General features: G+C 51.7%; 11 protein-coding genes. 4 read left to right on the top strand and 7 right to left on the bottom strand.

The genetic code is table 11. The features are described from left to right. Window positions 1-368 precede the first annotated feature (368 nt). A complete protein-coding gene (locus RIC19_RS01810; RefSeq protein ID WP_350176232.1) occupies window positions 369-1763 on the top strand; it encodes a hypothetical protein in 1395 nt (464 codons plus the stop codon). A 200-nt stretch (window positions 1764-1963) separates the two neighbouring features. After that, entirely contained in the window at window positions 1964-2419 is a 456-nt protein-coding gene (locus RIC19_RS01815) for a hypothetical protein (RefSeq protein ID WP_350176234.1), read from the top strand. Here RIC19_RS01815 and RIC19_RS01820 read toward each other — a convergent pair. Continuing rightward, a complete protein-coding gene (locus RIC19_RS01820; protein WP_350176236.1) occupies window positions 2416-3921 on the bottom strand; it encodes a hypothetical protein in 1506 nt (501 codons plus the stop codon). The two genes, RIC19_RS01815 and RIC19_RS01820, sit on opposite strands and share 4 nt — an antisense overlap. Before the next feature lie 939 nt (window positions 3922-4860). On the opposite strand from RIC19_RS01820, the gene RIC19_RS01825 reads away from it, so the two are divergent. Together RIC19_RS01825 and RIC19_RS01830 are read left to right on the top strand one after the other, a co-directional pair. Then, entirely contained in the window at window positions 4861-6585 is a 1725-nt protein-coding gene (locus tag RIC19_RS01825; RefSeq protein WP_350176238.1) for a hypothetical protein, read from the top strand. A gap of 26 nt (window positions 6586-6611) precedes the next feature. Next, window positions 6612-9485, top strand: coding sequence for a CHAT domain-containing protein (locus RIC19_RS01830; protein WP_350176240.1), 2874 nt, complete (start codon window positions 6612-6614; stop codon window positions 9483-9485). Between the two features lie 3 nt (window positions 9486-9488). Here RIC19_RS01830 and RIC19_RS01835 read toward each other — a convergent pair whose 3' ends face one another. The 6 genes from RIC19_RS01835 to glgP form a co-directional block, all read right to left on the bottom strand. Continuing rightward, a complete protein-coding gene (locus RIC19_RS01835) occupies window positions 9489-10424 on the bottom strand; it encodes a hypothetical protein (RefSeq protein WP_350176242.1) in 936 nt (311 codons plus the stop codon). Between the two features lie 21 nt (window positions 10425-10445). Then, on the bottom strand, window positions 10446-10991 hold the full coding sequence (locus tag RIC19_RS01840) for an RNA polymerase sigma factor (RefSeq protein ID WP_282775299.1): 546 nt from the start codon (window positions 10989-10991) through the stop codon (window positions 10446-10448). Window positions 10992-11600: 609 nt separating this feature from the next. Beyond that, window positions 11601-11843: a hypothetical protein gene (locus RIC19_RS01845; protein WP_350176244.1), complete on the bottom strand. Its 243-nt coding sequence runs from the start codon at window positions 11841-11843 to the stop codon at window positions 11601-11603. Between the two features lie 48 nt (window positions 11844-11891). Beyond that, window positions 11892-13295: a T9SS type A sorting domain-containing protein gene (locus tag RIC19_RS01850; protein ID WP_350176246.1), complete on the bottom strand. Its 1404-nt coding sequence runs from the start codon at window positions 13293-13295 to the stop codon at window positions 11892-11894. 192 nt (window positions 13296-13487) lie between these two features. Next, complete coding sequence (locus tag RIC19_RS01855) at window positions 13488-13874, bottom strand: T9SS type A sorting domain-containing protein (protein ID WP_350176248.1); 387 nt, start codon at window positions 13872-13874, stop codon at window positions 13488-13490. 243 nt (window positions 13875-14117) lie between these two features. Continuing rightward, entirely contained in the window at window positions 14118-16682 is a 2565-nt protein-coding gene (glgP, locus tag RIC19_RS01860) for an alpha-glucan family phosphorylase (RefSeq protein WP_350176250.1), read from the bottom strand. Between the last annotated feature and the right edge of the window lie 137 nt (window positions 16683-16819).

The following is a 16819-nucleotide window of genomic DNA, read 5'->3' on the forward strand; positions in this document are numbered from 1 at the left end:
TTTTGGAGCGAACGCAGCAAAATTTTGTTCTGATCAAGGCGTGATGAGGGAACATAGCCTTAGCTACGTGACCGAAGAACAACGAAGAGCAGGACAAAATTTGGCAAGAGTAGCCCGAAGTGTAAAATCCCAACACGCTCTTATAGTCTGACAATCCAAAAATTTCGCTTCGCGTCTACTGCGTGGTGTTAAGCGAAATCTTAAGTTGTCAGATTATAGTTGTAATATTAGCACCAAAGCTTTGTGCTTTATCAGGCATTAAGCTATATTTGTGCTTTATCAACCGAGACAATACTTTAATTCTATAATAATCTGACCTGGTAGTGCATTAATTTGCACTATCAGGTTTGTTTTTAAAATATACATTCATGCAAGCGTTAGCCGAAACGTATAAAACCAAACTGGAAGCACTGGGTAGTGAGATTCAGGAGTCCGAAGAGCTGCAGGCTTATCTCGAAGAGGAAGAAGAAGAACAATATATGCAGCTCAAAGAATTGTTTGAGCCCCGCATCGCAATGGTTTATGAAGAAGTGGCTGGTGCCCACCCACTACAGTTGGTCGAACTCGAAACCCTACTGCTGCAGCCCGAATTTGAAGGGCTCTATCTTCCCAAAATCCTCGGTTTTACCGTGTTGCGGGGCGAGGTAGACGAGGCGAAGATGAAGTACACCCGCACGCAGGAGCATTTTAAGGAAGTACTCCTGGCCATCTGTAACTCTGCCAACTTTGACCTGCTGCGCAAGCGGATCGGGCAGTCTATCCAAATGGGCTTTGCCCTGAGCAGCGATATTTGGGTGACCAACCTGATTAATGAAATCGACAACAAGCGGGTCCGCTACTTCCTGCAGGGGCAAAAGCTGGACCGCTACCGTATTATCGAAGAGCGTATCAAGGGCTATCAGCGTTATCAGCGGCAGTTCCGCAGCGAGAACTTTATGTCCGCAGCGTTCCCCGAGGCTTTGCCGGACCTAAAAACGCTTTACTCTCCACTGAAGCGATTCCTGCTTTACCGGGTGGAAGGAAAGTATGACAACAGCAGCATTATCCCGCACCTGCGCAGCTTTGTGGAAAATAAAGTCTTCAAAGGCCACCGGGAGCACCTGGAAGTGATGGTCCTTTATGCTTCTTTCTTCGACCTGGAGGGGGGAGATCATGACCACTTGTGCAAGCATTTCAATGACGTGCGCAAGAGCATGGAACGCTTTCAGGAGCAATACCTGGAGTACCTCCTCGAGCTTCACCTCAAGGACGATGTGATCATCGGCCCGGATGCGGATAAGCGGATGTCAGCTGTTATGGACCACAAAATCAAGGATGACCTGTCCAAGTACTATGATCTGCTGGATGAAGTCCACAGCAAAGGCTATACCACCGATGAAGCACAGGAGTCGATCAAAGCCTTCTACGTGCAGTATCAAGGCCTCAGCGATATTAACGAATGCCTGCGGCAAACGATTTTCGGCTACTTCGAACGACTGATCAGTAACCTAGAAATAACAGATTACCCGGAGCTGTTCGAAATCTCTAAGCTGTACCCGGTGTACATGAATATCTTCGCCAATCAGCAGTTCAATCAGCAGCTCAAAGAGCTTAGCCTCGAGTATGTCGGCAAGTTGCTGAAGCACTATACCGATAAGCGCGGCAAGGATTACCAGGACATCAAGAAATTTGTGGCCACTACCTTCCAGGACCTCGGTTTTCTGAAAGATAAAGAAGTGGTGGAAATGTTTAAGACCCGCCGCAAACGGAAAAAGACCTCTTAGTAATCAATATTAAGAGGCTCTGAATTCAACTCTGTAGCCCTTTGCTTTTTGGCAAAGGGCTTTTTTGTTATTTTTGGCAACGACTCACATAATTGACAATGGAACCCCTTCGCCGTCTTTTTAACTGGCTGTTTCAGCTGCTGTTTGGACAATCCAACGGAGCGGGTACCTTAACGATCATCAAGCAAAACGTCTATACTATGATCAACAACATTACCTTCTCCACCGAGATGGATACCCTCTATTTGATTGATAATGACCGGGCCATCCCCTTCTCACTGGATACCAAAAAAGGCATTCTCATTGGCGTGCTCAAAGGGCAGCTCACAGTCGTTACTGATTTTGAAGTGCCTGCTGTACCGGAGCGCATTGAGCTGGCAGACGGTAGTCAGATTGGATTCAGTGGCTCCAGAAGAGAAGTGAAATTGTCTACCGAAAAGACCGTATGGTCGGCGGCCTACCACCGGAAGCGCCGGGTGCTTTCGTTTATTGGGGCCACCGAGGTAGAAGTGCGCAGCAGCAACCAAGAGTACGACTATAAGCCCGAAATCGCGTTTTTTGAGCTGGAAGGGCGGGTGCTCAACGTACAGCGCAGAAACAACGCTATCGTCGTGAAGAGTATGATCCTTGCTGACGAAGCGTCGCCGGACCGTTAGTCCTTGGCATTGGTTTTTGCCCTTAAAACCACTTTTAAAGGTGAATTTTTTATTCTGCTTTCCACCCAATTCAGCATCAGGTCATCCAGGCCGAGGGGGACCCGTTCCGGAGGGGCGGCTTTGTATTGCTCCAGGAAGTCTGCGAACTGCTGAACGGTTTCCCTCCGGCTGCCAGAGGGCTGATCCTGTATTTTTTTCAGATGCTTGCCGCAAGTCCGGAAGAAAAGCGTTGGTGTAGTTGCCTTTTGCTGCCGTATACTACGCTGAAAAGCCCGCAGGGTCGAATCAAATCCATCGATATCGTCTAAACTGAAGGCTACCATGAGGCGGATCAGCAGAGTGGCCAGCCGGAACTGCTCGCTTTCCACCTTTCGGTTGTAGTGGTTGAGGACCTTATCTGCCCACGAGCGGCACTCCTCATGCCGTTCCAGGATGAGGAGTAGCACCGTTACATTAAAGGCAATGATCAACTGACTGACCGGGTTGAGTTTGTAAGTCGTCATGCCTTCTTCCACCCGGTGCAGCAGGGCTTCATAGCCTTCCTCTATACCCAGGTTGATATGGTAAAGCAGCTGGTAATTGGTCAGTTGCTTAAAGACCAGCACCTGATCGTGGTAACTGCCGGCCTCTTCCTGCTGTATTTTGGCCAGGAGCTGTTCGAATTGATCGTACTTTTTCTGGGAGTAGGAAGCATGCAGTAAATTGAACGCATCGGCCAGATAGCGATTGTACTCCTCGTCCTTGATGTCCGGGTATTCGTCCCACCACGTCACCATTTTTGCATAGTAGGTATTGGCCTGCTCAATATCGCCAATGAGGTCATTGAGCAGCGCATGGCTCTGCAGGAAGCGGCGCTGTGCGTGTGCCGTTGAGGGCAGGGGAGAAGACTGCGCCTGAAGCTGTTGGGCAAATGCTGCGCTGCTGGCTTTGCGGTCGGCGGGTTGCCGTTGCTCTTTGGCCACTTGTATTTTGTAAGCCAGGGAAAGGTAACGCAGCTCCTCATTGATATGGCGGATATACTTGTCTTTATCTGCCAGTAAAGCTTCAATTTGTGCGCCGTAGTCGCGCTGCTTCATGGTCCAGACAAAGTTTAGCTGCTCCCGGCTGATTTCCAGCAACGCAAGCTGATCATCCAGGTCTTTGGCAAGCGCCTTTGCCTGGCTTAGCCGCTCCTCACTCTGATGATACAGCCCCCTTTGGTAGAGGTATTTGGCATCGAGCAGCATTTCCTTGATCCGGGCAGCTTTGGATTTGGAGCTGTTGTAGTCCCGCATGCTCTTCAGGATCGCATTATACAGGTAATGCTTGTCGGTAGGCAGGCTGCTGCCAAATTTCCGATGCAGCTTTTCCTCCTCGTAGGTCTCCATACGATTGATCGCCTTGAAGAGGTCCAGGTACTGACTGTTATTGCGCCCGCTCTTCCGGGACTCCAGCGAGAAATACCGCTTTTCTGACTTCGACATCGACTGTATCAGGTCGAAAAGGTCATTTTTGTGCTTCATGTCCCCGTTTTATGTATTTTTAGTACCGTTCTATGGTTGAAAAACACCTTTTAATAGGCGAAAGTGTACATTTTTAAATAAATGCTGGTTTTTTTGATAGCCTTAGAAATTGAATTTTACGTATTTTGTTAGAATTCTTTTTTACTGTTGTAAATCAGTATTTTATGTTTTCAATAAGAGTGGTTTGAATGTAAATATAGCGATTAATATTGGTTTAGGAATTTAAGGTTCGTGAAGTTGGTGGTTTGAGATGGGCGCGTTATCCCCCTACATTTGTAACTGTAATTAGTCAACAACGTTATTTGAAACGCGGGACGCTACTAAGGTTAGAAACTTACTATGAGAAAATTTTTGTAGAGCAAATGTGCGGCCGGGCGTCCTTCGGGACAACCGGTGCCGCTCTGCCAAAAGCTATGAACAATAAAATAATCATCTGCCACAACGCTGGCAGTTCAAGAATTTAGGGTGTTTTATTTTCAGAAGGGCGAGCCCACAACGGTGGGCAGAACCTAATTGGAGATAAGTAGATAGTTGCTATTATTCCGGGCTGGGTAGGGGGTTAAACCACTGCCCAGTTCTTTTTTTCCTGCCTGTGACAAATTTTGAAGGAAAACGTGGAAGAAACAAAAAAGAGGAGCGCAGGATAGTCTGACGGAAGCCCCCGGCAAGCAACTGAAAACCAAATGAACAACCGCAGGGAAGTCCTAGCACGCTTTAAACCGGAGGGATAAGTGCTAGGTCTGCCCGGCGGTTTCAAAAAAGTTGTATTTTAGAGGATCGCGGGTGCTGATGGTCTACAGTCCTGAGAGCTTGTTGGGGTTTTGCTTTTGGTGCGAACACCACCAAAAGCAAAATCCCAAAAGCTCTTAATCTGAGCAGGACGCTGGTCTCCGTTCCTTTTTATCCCGGCATTTGCCGGCACCTAAAAACCGAGCAACTATGAACTTGAAATCCTTCCTTTCCGCCCTGAGCTGGATGGCTGTATTGGTGCTATTCAGCTGCACCGCGGCCAATGCCCAGATTACAGGCAATTTAAAGGACGCTGATGCCCCCGCTGTCCTAACCCTCAACTTCGATACCCTGTCTTCCTTTGAAGGGACAGACGTGCCTGCACCTTACCGGCAACTTTTCCTCATTTTCAACGATGGCCAATTTTATACTGCAGATGTCGCGGGTACCGTATTCCAGCAATCTCACAACTTTGACGGGGCGATCCTTAGTGGGAATACAGCAGAGGTGGTCGTTTTTTCAAAAGCCATTTACAGTGATGAGGACGGGGATCCGCCTCCCAAGATTGTATCCGGAGCGGGCCCTACCGTCTTAGCAGGAACGCCTGACAAAAGTGAGGTCGTACCGGATACGTCGCTTATCGTCATTACCCCCGACCACCCGGTACTTATACCGGATGGTCGTACGGTCCTGACGGTCTCTGTCCGCAATCCTTCCGATGGTGTTGTCACGGCTGCGGCTCCTTATAACGGCTATTTACTGCTGTTCCACGAAAGCCAGCTGCAGATCAAAGCCGCTGAACGCCTGAAGAAAGGCAGCAGCCTTATTGGGAAAACAACCTTTTCAGAGCGGGCGATTGAAGCATTTATTGAGCAGGGTGCTGAAGTATCTGATTTGCCTGACCCGTTAAAGTCCGGGTTTTTCGATGCGGTAGACTTGTCCGGGACGAGCTCCGGTAACGATTTCAAAACCCTGCGGGCCTTCAGGTTATCCAATCTTCAGCCTGGGGAGGAAAAACACTTCTTTCTCCCCGTCTTGAATAAAAATGTACACTACGACTCTATCCCTGAAGGCGGGTCAGGAGCGGCTCATTACGCCGCAGTTTTGTTGCTGGAGCCTGGCAACTTCAACTTCCCACAGTTGAGCAACGCAGCAGCAGAAGGCATCAGTAAACTGGATCTTGCCAATTTGCTGGAGCAGGGGGTGCCCTTGTCCACATCAGGCGACCCTTCCGGCACTTTAACGCTTGGAGAATTGCAACCTGCGGCTTACACCGATACTGAACAGAAGGTCCGCCGTTCGTATGACCCCAATGTTATAGCGCTCTGGGGCTGCCCCTGCCCGGACACGACCCTGGCTGCCCAAAAGCTGCTGATCAAAGTATCCTTTGAGAACGAAGGGGCTGGAGCCACCCGGTCTGTGAAGGTGCGGGTCCCGCTACCTGAAATGGTAGATCTGGCAAGTATTCCGGACGAACTGTTTTCGGCAACAGCCGGAATAGAGACCGTCGAGCTGGAAAGAGACAGCAGTACAAATACCTTTATCGTTACCTTCCCCAACCTGAGACTGGCCGGCACTGCTGAAAGCCAAAGCCTGGCAGCCCGCTCCGGCTATTTTTCTTTTCTGGCTTATACCCGACCGGGTACAGCTGTCAGCGACTTGCCCGGGGTACAAGCCTGCATTGCATTCAGGGATGAGAACGCACCACCCGGCACCTATAATAGCGAAGTTTGTACGCCTATGGGAACTGTGACGGCGGTGGACGGAGCGCAGGACGAATCAATGGCCCTGGCGCTGAGCTGCAAGACCTGCGAGGTAAAGCCGCAGCAGGGCATCACGGTTTTAGGAATGCCTCTATGGCTGTTCCTTTTGCTTCTGGTGATTGTTGCCGGAGCCATCCTGCTGGCCTTTTACCATGAAGACCTGCTGGGGTAAATCACCTTAGAACAACCCTATTGCCTATGAAAACTATACTCAAAGGGCTGCTGCTTGTGCTGGCCCTGCTTTCCGCATTTACCACCCGGGCATCAGTCGGTACTGATACGCTGGGGCAAGGCTATCTGACCGAAGCCCTCTCTGCCGTGGAAGCTGGCGATCGCGGGTGTTTCTTTACGATGCTGGCTGCAGCTGATGATGCCTACCGGGCTTCCGGTGACCTGGAAGGCTGGCTAAAACTGTACAAGGAAGCGGGCAAAGCGCTCCGGCAGAGCACCTGGGCCGATGCAGTACCGCAAGCGGTAGCTGTCATGCAGCGGGGGCTCCGGGCAGATTTCGGGCGCAGCCCGGTAACGCCTGAAGAATGGGATGCCCTGATCTGGCTTCATGTCAACCTGGGGTACATCCATTTGCACTATCAGGATGACTACCCGAGGGCGCTGGCCGAGTACGAAGCGGCCTACCGGCTTTTTCAGCAGCACTTTGATGCGGATGATTACTACACGGTCAATTATATATACCGGCCGCTGGCTAATCTTTACAGTCGCTTTGGCGATTTTCAAACAGCTATCGGTCTGCTCAGCACTTCCTACCGGTACTTTAAATCCTCAGCACGCACGGGCGCTTTAGTGAAGGTTTTGAACGATCTGTCTATTGCTGAAGAACTGGCCGGGCAGCGGGAAGCTTCACTCGGGCACATCAACGAGGCGCTCCACCTGGGCGGGCTGTCTCCAAAAGATCTGGTGTTATTGCACAGCGCACGGGCCAGAGTGCTTGGTGCAATGGGGCAAAATGAGCAGGCATTGAGTGCGATTGATGAAGCCTTTAGGGCGTTGCCACAGGTAACACAAGTCCCACCGGCTTACCTGCGGGAGTGGGAAGGCACGCTTTGGCAGGTCCGGGGAAGTATTACTGCAGCCCTCAGAAGGTGGAGCACCTCAGCTGATGATTTTGGAAAAGGAGCAACTATTCTGAGTGCAGCAGGCCACATCCGCTACCGGCGCTCTTTGGCGAAGTTGCTGGTCGATAAAGGCGAAATGCTGCGGCAGAAAGGAGACTACTTGTCTGCGGTCCAATGTCAACAGGAGGCTATACAGGCACTCCTGCCCGGTTATTCCTGTACCGACTGGCAGGAGATGCCCACAGTGGAAATGCTGTACGCCGAGAACACCTTCTCTGAGGCGTTGACAGGTTGGGCCAATAGCCTCTGGCAGTGGTATGAGCAGGAAGGCGGGCAGGTCAAGCTCCAGCAAATTTTGTCGGCTTGCGACCTGGTGTTTGAGGTGGAGCAGATGCTGCGCCGGCGGTACCAGGGCGAATCAGCCAAGCTGTCGAGTGTGCAGGGCATCAGGGCGCGGACAGAACTCGGGGTAATGGCGGCCCTGGAACTTTGGGAGCAGACCCAACAGTCAGCTTACAAAGAAGTCGCTTTTGAGCTGGCCGAAAGGAGCAGGAGTTTGTTGTTGCGGGAAGCTATGCAAAAAGCGACCGCTGAACGGCAGGCCGATTTACCGGCAGAAGTCCTGCAACGTGAGCGCGAGCTTCAGCAGACACTGGCGGATTACGAAGAACAGTGGTTCCGGTTGCAGTTGGAAGAAGAAGCCACCGGTGCCCTGGAAGCGGCGGAAGAAGCCCTGCTTCACCAACGGCAGGCCTACGCCGCCTGGATCGATAGCCTGGAGCAGCACTTTCCGCACTATTATCAGGAGAAGTATAATTTGGAGGTGGCTACGCTGGCTCAGGTCAAGCGGGAGCTTTTGCAGCCGGGACAGGCATTGGTGGAATACTTTATGGGTGCCCATTTCAGGTGTGCATTTGTGGTTACGCCGAACAGCCTCGAAGTCATTGATTTGGACAAAGCGTTCCCTTTGGCAGAAAAAGGGAGTCAATGGAGAACAGCCATTGAGCAGTTCCAGTTTGGCAGCTCAGACCGGCAGGCGCTTTGTGAAGTGTACCGGCAGGTGGGCTATGAGCTGTATGAGGTCCTGCTGTCGCCCATTGAAGCGCAGATGCAGCTCCCGGAGCAGTTATTGATTGTGCCCGGTGGAGTGCTGGGGCTGCTGCCTTTTGATGCCCTCTTGACGGAGCCGGCCGGGCATTGTGATTTCCGCAGTATGCCTTACCTGATTAATGATTATGAAATTGGTTATGCCTATTCGGCCACGTTCCAGCGGGCGGTGCAGCAGCGAGCCGCCAACGGGAAGGGCCTTGTGGCTTTTGCTCCCGCTTTTGACGGTCGCGGTGGATTTGGCGCGCTAGCCTATAATGAACCACAGGCTGCAGCAGTAGCTTCTTTGTTTAGTGGCCGTGCTTACCTGGATCAGGAAGCCACTCGGGAGCAACTGTCGGTAGTGGTCAAAGAGGCCGGGCTGCTGCACTTTTCCACCCACGCGCAAGCGAATACTGAAACGGGTGATTTTTCCTTTATCGTGTTCTCGGATGGAAAGGGCGGATATGATTCCCTTTTCGTAAAGGATATTTATTTGCTGCCCCTGCAGGCGGAGCTGGTGGTCCTGAATGGTTGTGAGACTTTCGTGGGCAAGTGGTACGATGGGGAGGGGGTGATCAACCTGGCCAGGAGCTTCCTCGCTGCTGGTGCCAATAGCGTAGTTTCCTCCCTTTGGGCCATTAATGACGATGCAAGTTCCAGCGTGATAGAAGCGTTCTATACCGGGCTCAAAGGTGGCGATGCCCGCTCTGCAGCCCTACGTTCGGCTAAGCTTGGGCAGGTGGCTTCCGGTGGAAAATTGGGAGCACACCCGGTTTACTGGGCGGCTTTTCATGCGGTGGGCAAACCAGGGAAGTTGCCTGCTTCCGGTGGGGGCTCCCGCCTGCTGCTGTGGAGTGTGGTGATTAGTGGACTGCTGCTGGGCGTGGTGTATTGGCGTTTTCAGCTATAGCCACTAATTCGCCCACCGGTACCAGCGCGACTCCAAATCATTCAGCAATTGTTCCGCTTTACCGGCGTACTCATGGCCGGGTGTTGTACGAATTCGCCGTGCCTCCGCAATGAGGTCAATGGGCGGGTTATCCATAGCCGTGGCAGCCAGGAGGCGGTTCCAGCCCGCCTGTTCCAGCAGCAGGGTTTTGTTGAAATCATCCAGGTTAGAGCGAGGGATTTCCCGCATCAGGCTGTCAAATGCCATAAATGCGGCATTGTATTCTTTCCCAATCAGTTGGCGGTGCGCAAAGTCCATTCTTTCTTGCAGGGGTGTACTTTCGGCATTTTCTCCGCCCATCGTGCGCTCGGAAATGGGCGACTCATAGTAAACACGGCTTAGTGCGGGCCCGCTGTAGTTGGCCTTCAGGTAAAGGCTAAAGGTAGAGAAAGCGATGAGCAATGCCCCGACCGCTGCCGCTGCATACTGCCACATGGGCCGGCGGCTGACGACCTTCAGTGCCTTTCCGGAATTTGCCTGCTGAGCCATTCCAGCCTCCCATTCCTCCAATTTGCTGCGGAAATCTTCATCCTGCGCTGCCTCCATGCCGCCGATGAGCTGCTGATAAGCCATTACTTCTTCCCAGAAAGCCGGGTCTGCCGCCATTCGGGCCTCCATCATTTGTTGCCCCTCAGGCTTCAGCTGCCCCTCCAGGTACCAGGCAATAAGCGCTGTTTGGTCATTGGTAGCCGTTTCGGCCGACCAGCTGTCCAGTTGGGCCCGGAAGTTTTCTTCCTGCAAGGCGTCCAGCCCTTCCAGCACCCGTTGGTAGGCAGCCACTTCAGCACGCAGCTGTTCGTCCTGCTCCAGGTCGGCTTTGAGCTTCGCCTGTTCCGGGGCGGGCAGCGCCTGCCGGAGGTAAGCTTCAATCTGTTCTGTAGTCCAATTTTCTGCGTCCATGATCAATGAATTAAAGTGGCATCAAGCAGTCATCAGCTCCCGCATTTTGCGGAGGCAATCGTGTTTGCGGCGTCTGGCAGCTCCGGGAGACGGCAAGTCCAGCTCCCTGGCGATGGCTTCCATGACATAGTTTTTGAGGTAAAACAGCTCCAGCAGTTCGCGGCAGGGCGAGCCCAGGCGGTCCAGCAATTGCCGGGCAAGCTGAGCTTTGGCCTTGCGTTCCTGTTGGTCTTCCACCTCGGGAAGGATGGGGATTTCCGGAATCTCTCCTTCCCATTGCTGCGTGTCTGTCCCTTTGCGCATCAGCAGCACCCGGCCGATCCCTATGATATAGGTACGAAGGGCACTTTTCAGCGGCGCCTGAAGCTTCCCGGTCCGTATATTCCGGTTGAGAATGACCATGGCTTCCTGGAACATCTCTGTGGCAACCTCCGGTGCCGTCCCGTACCGGATAAAGTACAACCGGAAGGGGGAGCGGACCTCTTCGTAAAGGTTCCGCCAGGCATTTTGGTCACCGCTGCGCAATTGCTCCAGCAGCGCATTGTCTTCTGAGTAGCTTTCACTCATTGATCGTATTTTTTGAAAGCATGTTACGTCTTCACCCGAAATTTACTGGTTTTTCCCGGAAGTCCCTGCCCGGGATGGGATTTACCGGTTTAAAAAGTGGGGGAAGGTTTCATGCAGAGGGCGCAAAGGGGCTGTTGATTTTGCTTTGCGTTCTCCGCGTGCCCCCCTCCGCAGCCTCTGTGTGAACCACAAAAAAACTTTTCCAAATTTTTCCCCCAATCCGTAACGTTTAAAAACCTGAGCGGATAAAGCAATGAACGATACCTAAAACCTGTATAATCCCATGACGCATTAATCGGCGGGGAGGCGAATGCCTCCTCTGCCGGTTAATTCAAATTAAATAAAAGAATATTTGATTTTTTTTCTTTTCTTTAGGCAGCAAATCAAAATCAAGGGGAGTCTAAGACCTGAACAACTGATCTATTTCCGGGATCAGTTGCCGACTTCCCCCCAAGTCCGGAAGAGCAACTAACTACAAGACGACCTAATCTGACCATCGGCCCCGGCCGGTGGCAGGCTGGTCGTGCACGTTGGTGCCTGAGGATTTGGTCTTCCCAACCTTATTCTCAATCCACCAGTGGCTTTATTAGCCACATAAACGAGCATTCCCTAAACTACTGTTTCTGCTTTTGCATTTCCCAAATTTGGCAAGGGCAGGGCGGTAGTCATATACGCAACATGGTAGCCGGCAATTTTCCCAATTTCTTCGTTTGACTTAATGCCTGCCTGCTTATCCCAAAAAGCAAAGGTAAATTTTTCAAGTCCGGCTACCTTTTTTACCCTGCTATCATTGTACTTTTCTGGCTGATTCAACGGTAAATCCATAAGTGCCAAAAATAGAAGAGGGCTCAAATATAGCGAGCACTTTGGTCTCGCCGCATCGGTAAATTGGTGCCTTTTCTATTCCAATTTCACTAACTTCTTCACGCCCATCACTCCATTAGCTCCCATCACCCTGCAAAAGTAAGTTCCACTGGGCAAAGCTGCTGTTTCCAGCAAAATGTGCTGTGCGCCTTCTTCTGCCGTTTGTTGCAGCACCGGCTGACCCTGCAGGCTGTAGAGGGTGACGCTGGCCCTGCCGGAAAGCGGGGTACTGAACTCCACCGTCGTAAGCCCGGAGCTAGGGTTGGGGTAGAGGCTAAAGCCCGGCCCGGCCTGTAGCAGCACAGCAGGCGTACTCACCACCGTCTCGCAGGGCGGAGGCGGCGCCTCGCCGGGGATTAGGGGGCCGAGGCGGTAGTTGGGGAAGTGGGGGAGTGTACTAGCGAGCCGGTGAGGCAGTTGTAGCCCCCTCTGCTCTACCTGACAGGCAGTGCCTCTTTCATTGGGCTGATGTATGACATGAAGATAAGGCACGGTAGCAAATACATTACTATAAATTTTACAGTCTGGCCCAAGTTGAAGGTTTCCAAAGGTAATAGCATAATTATCCAGAAAGCCATCATACACCGCAACGACAATACCTGAAGCTTCAATATCCGGTGCCATGAGGTCAAACTGCATAATGGTATCAAAGGCGCTGACGTAGCACAGCTCGGAGCTGGGGGAGAAGGCTACTCCGCCCCGTGCATGCACGTCCGGTATGGGGATATACTGAAACGCACTCAGCGCCCCGGCCTGCCGGTCGAATTCCATGAGGAAGAGCCCGTCGGCACTGTAGCGGGCGTAGTATCGGCCATCGGGGGAGAAGTTGGCCTGACCGCCTCTTGATCCACTGTAGGAAGCTGGCGGACCCATTGAATCTATATGAGAAAATGCAGCGCCCGTATTATCGAGTAGAAAAAAAGCATATTCTGGAGATTGATCCAAAGCGTTCACAACCCACCAATCTTCCCCGTTGGCGTGCTTTACTGCCGTCAATTGCCCCCCTACGGTAGGCTCCTCAAAAAGGGCAACATTTTTCTCCAGTACCCGGCCCAGCCCATGATTGGCACTCATATCCACCACAGAATAAAGGATACGGTCGGTGATGACATCAAAGACCGGTTCCTCCTGATAAATGATCCGCTTGTGGAAAAGGTAGTAGAGGCTGTCGCTGCCGGGCATGGGCAGGATTAAACTGCTTTGGCGGCCGGCGGTGTAGCCATTTCCCACTTCTTCACATTGTAACTGATGCACATGGCCAGGATTAATGCTATCCCCATTTTCAATTATTTCGTGCGCTGTGTTGTAAATATCGCACCCATCGGTATAAAGTTCCAACTGACCATCCTGATCGGAAATCATGGCACTACTGATGTAGAGTTGACAACCGATCGGTACTTGTTCGATTTCTGGTGGAGAAAAATGAAATTTTAATTTCATTCCTTCAATTCCTGCCTGAGCATCGCTATTGTATCCTAATAACCAAACAAAATCATGTTTTTGCCCGTATACTGGGTGTAAGTCAAATAATACAGATAGGAGACAAATAATGTATAGCCAATATTTCATGTTTTATTCATTATTTAGCAAGGGCTATCCAGTATGTTTCCTAGATAGCCCTCAAACTTGGTCTTACAACTTCACCAACTTCTTCACGCCCGTTATTCCGTCAACTCCTGTCACCCTGCAGAAGTAAGTCCCACCGGGCAGAGCCGCTGTTTCCAGCAGGATATGCTGTGCGCCTTCTCCTGCTCTTTGCTGTAGTATCGGCTGACCCTGCAAACTATAAAGAGTAACGCTGACACTGCCAGCGATTGAGTTGCTAAACTCTAGTACTGTGAGACCCGAGGTGGGGTTAGGGAACAGTTTGAAGTCAAGTGGTGGTGTTGCTTTTGGGGCCTGCATCACCGCATTTGGTTGGCAAAGGGCAGAATTGTTAAATCGATATGTAGGATCGACCAAATGGTAAAGGCTGCGGGCCCGGAAGACGGCATCGCCCATGTATGGATTATTTTCCATCTCATAGCTATTGTTCAAGGCAATGTAGCCTGATCTTAATTGATTTTCAAGTTACTAATTCGATCTGTAATAGATTAGTGCCGGGCAAAAAGTAATAAAAACCTTCAATTAAAGGTAAAAGGACAATGCTTTTAAAGGAGTTGGGGCAGCATCAAAACTCAGGCTGTAGAAGTCAATACAAAAAAAAACGGCCGTGCCACAACTACAAGAGTGGCACGGCCGCTGCATTAATAAAATACTATTCTACAACCACTTCACCAGCGGCAGGTCCTGACGGTGCGCCAGTTGGTCTGACTTAGGGAAAGCCCGGAAGCCGTACTCATATACACCTGCCAGTTTTGGATCCAGCTCGCAGTGGTAGGTAGCTACGCCGTCGCGGACTCCTTTGAGCTGCAGCTCTTCCTTAAACTTCAGATTGAGGACTTCTTCGTCCACGCGGTTGAAGAAAACGACTTCGACCCCGATATCCTCTGCGGGCACTCCATTGAGGTAAAGCTTGAGGTCGGCATAGAATTGTTCGCCAACCTGCAGGGCCCGGTTGTCGCTGTCGAAAGTGTCGGCCTGAGCCAGTTCAATACGGTCCCAGCGCTGCTCCATAGTATGTTTCCACTGAGCAATTTCCCGGGCACCCTTGTAGCCATTGGCGCGGAGGCTGCGGCCCCGCTTGGCCAGTTTGTGGTAAAAGCGCTCGTAGTAGTGGTCGAGCATTCGCTTCATGGTGAAGTCAGGAGCGACTTCGGCAATGATTTGGCGGATATAGCCGACCCACTTTTCGGAAACACCGTTCTCGTCCCTGTCGTAGTAGGTAGGCAGGATACCAAACTCCAGTATATTGTAAATCGACTCCGCGTCCAGTTCATTCTGCAGGTCCTGATTGTCATACGTCCGCTCCAGTGGTAGTGCCCAGCCGGCATCCGGGCGGTAGCCTTCTGCCCACCAGCCGTCAAGCACACTAAAATTCATCACGCCATTGAGGGCGGCTTTCATACCACTTGTACCGGAAGCCTCCTTCGGCCGGGTGGGGGTGTTGAGCCAAATATCCACGCCCTGTACCAGCAATTTGGCCATCTCCATGTTGTAGTTTTCCAGGAAGATCACCTTGCCCCGGAATTCCGGGCGCTTAGACACATTGACGATGTGCTTGATCAGGTCTTGCCCTCCACCGTCTGCCGGGTGGGCCTTACCTGAAAAGAGGAAAATAATAGGGCGGTCACTGTTGCCAACGATGCTCGTGAGCCGGTCAAGGTTGGTAAACAACAGATGGGCCCGCTTGTAGGTAGCGAAGCGGCGTGCAAAACCAATCACCAGCGCGTCGTCCTGAATAGCATTGATGAACTCGAAAATGCTGCGTGGGTTTTCGCCCCGGCGAGTGAGGTCTTCCTGCAAAGTCTCCCGCACATAGTCGAGCAGGCGGGTCTTGAGCTTGCGGCGGATGCCCATGATTTGCTCAGAAGGCACATTGTGGATTTTACGCCAGTACTCTTTATTAGACTGATCGCGGAGGAAGCCGTTGCCGAAGTTTTCCAGGTAAAGGTCATTCCATTCTTTCGCAATCCAGGTCGGGTAGTGGACAGAGTTGGTCACGTAGCCGAGGTGCAGTTCTTCCGGATGGTAACCAGGATAAAGCACCTTAAACATTTTCTGAGACACGGCACCGTGGAGTTGGCTCACGCCATTGACCTCCTGTGAAAGGCGGATGGCCAGGTGGCTCATAGAGAACAGCTCATCGTGGTTGTGCGGGTCAATTTTGCCCAGGGCCACAAACCGCTGCCAGTCGATGCCGAGCTCTGCGGCGTAGTTGTAGAGGTACTCCCGCAGCAGGTCTTCGTGGAAGTAGTCGTGGCCGGCAGGTACCGGTGTGTGGGTGGTGAAGAGGGAAGAAGAGCGTACCGTTTCCAGTGCCGCCTCGTAAGTGAGTCTGTCTTGCTGTATGTAGTTTTTCAGGCGCTCCAGATTGAGGAACGCGGCGTGGCCTTCGTTACAGTGGAAGATGTCGGCGTCAGTATGGCCTAAAGCCTCCAGGGCCCGGACGCCACCGATGCCGAGCAGGATTTCCTGTCTCAGGCGGTGCTCATTATCTCCGCCGTACAGCTGATGGGTCAGCGAGCGGTCGTGCCATTCGTTCTCGTCAATATCGGTATCAAGCAGGTACAGGGAAATACGGCCAACCTTCAATTCCCAGATTTTGGCGTACACCATACGGCCTTTCAGCCCGATGCTGATCTTTACCCATTCGCCCTGTTCGTCCCGCACCGGCTGTATGGGGAGCTTCGTGAATTTCTGAGGAGGGAAATTATTAATCTGATCGCCGTTGAGAGAGATAGCTTGCTGGAAGTAGCCGTAGCGGTACAGCAAGCCCACCGCAATCAGGTTGGAGTTGTCATCGGAGGCCTCCTTAAGGTAGTCGCCGGCCAGCACGCCCAGTCCGCCAGAATACAGGCGCAGGGAGATGTGCAAGCCGTACTCCATGCTGAAGTAGGCGATTTTGGGGCTGCCCGTTTCAGGCGTTACCGCCATATAAGCCTCAAATTCCTGCATGACCCCCTGCAGACGCTGCAGGAAGGCATCGTCATTGACCAACTCCTCCGCTCTTTGGGGCGATAGCTGCTCGAGCAGAGCTACGGGGTTATAACGCAGATCGATGTATTTCGATTTATCGATGTACTCAAACAACGCAATGGCTTCCTTATTCCAGGACCACCAAATGTTGTTGGCAAGCACCTTAAGGGGTTGCAGGGCATCCGGGAGTTTAGACTCGATAAAGATGCGCTTGAGTTGTATTTTATTGTCTTTCAATTGCCCAATCATATAGATGTGGTTTTTAATGTGGCGACAAAAATAACCCGAATTGAGCGGAAAGTACAGATATTCTTGTAAAAAGTACACTAAGCCGGGCTGCGGTTCTCATAAAGTGAAGGCGCATCCTGTGCTCACCTGTATGCCAG

The sequence above is a fragment of the Phaeodactylibacter sp. genome (genome assembly GCF_040219495.1).
Classification (GTDB): Bacteria; Bacteroidota; Bacteroidia; order Chitinophagales; family Saprospiraceae; genus Phaeodactylibacter.

Coding starts and splice junctions, on each gene's coding strand:
- RIC19_RS01815 (WP_350176234.1), top strand. CDS start 1,964: ATGATCAACAACATTACCTTCTCCACCGAGATGGATACCCTCTATTTG.
- RIC19_RS01835 (WP_350176242.1), bottom strand. CDS start 10,424: ATGGACGCAGAAAATTGGACTACAGAACAGATTGAAGCTTACCTCCGG.
- glgP (WP_350176250.1), bottom strand. CDS start 16,682: ATGATTGGGCAATTGAAAGACAATAAAATACAACTCAAGCGCATCTTT.
- RIC19_RS01825 (WP_350176238.1), top strand. CDS start 4,861: ATGAACTTGAAATCCTTCCTTTCCGCCCTGAGCTGGATGGCTGTATTG.
- RIC19_RS01820 (WP_350176236.1), bottom strand. CDS start 3,921: ATGAAGCACAAAAATGACCTTTTCGACCTGATACAGTCGATGTCGAAG.
- RIC19_RS01830 (WP_350176240.1), top strand. CDS start 6,612: ATGAAAACTATACTCAAAGGGCTGCTGCTTGTGCTGGCCCTGCTTTCC.
- RIC19_RS01810 (WP_350176232.1), top strand. CDS start 369: ATGCAAGCGTTAGCCGAAACGTATAAAACCAAACTGGAAGCACTGGGT.
- RIC19_RS01850 (WP_350176246.1), bottom strand. CDS start 13,295: ATGAAATTAAAATTTCATTTTTCTCCACCAGAAATCGAACAAGTACCG.
- RIC19_RS01840 (WP_282775299.1), bottom strand. CDS start 10,991: ATGAGTGAAAGCTACTCAGAAGACAATGCGCTGCTGGAGCAATTGCGC.
- RIC19_RS01855 (WP_350176248.1), bottom strand. CDS start 13,874: ATGGAAAATAATCCATACATGGGCGATGCCGTCTTCCGGGCCCGCAGC.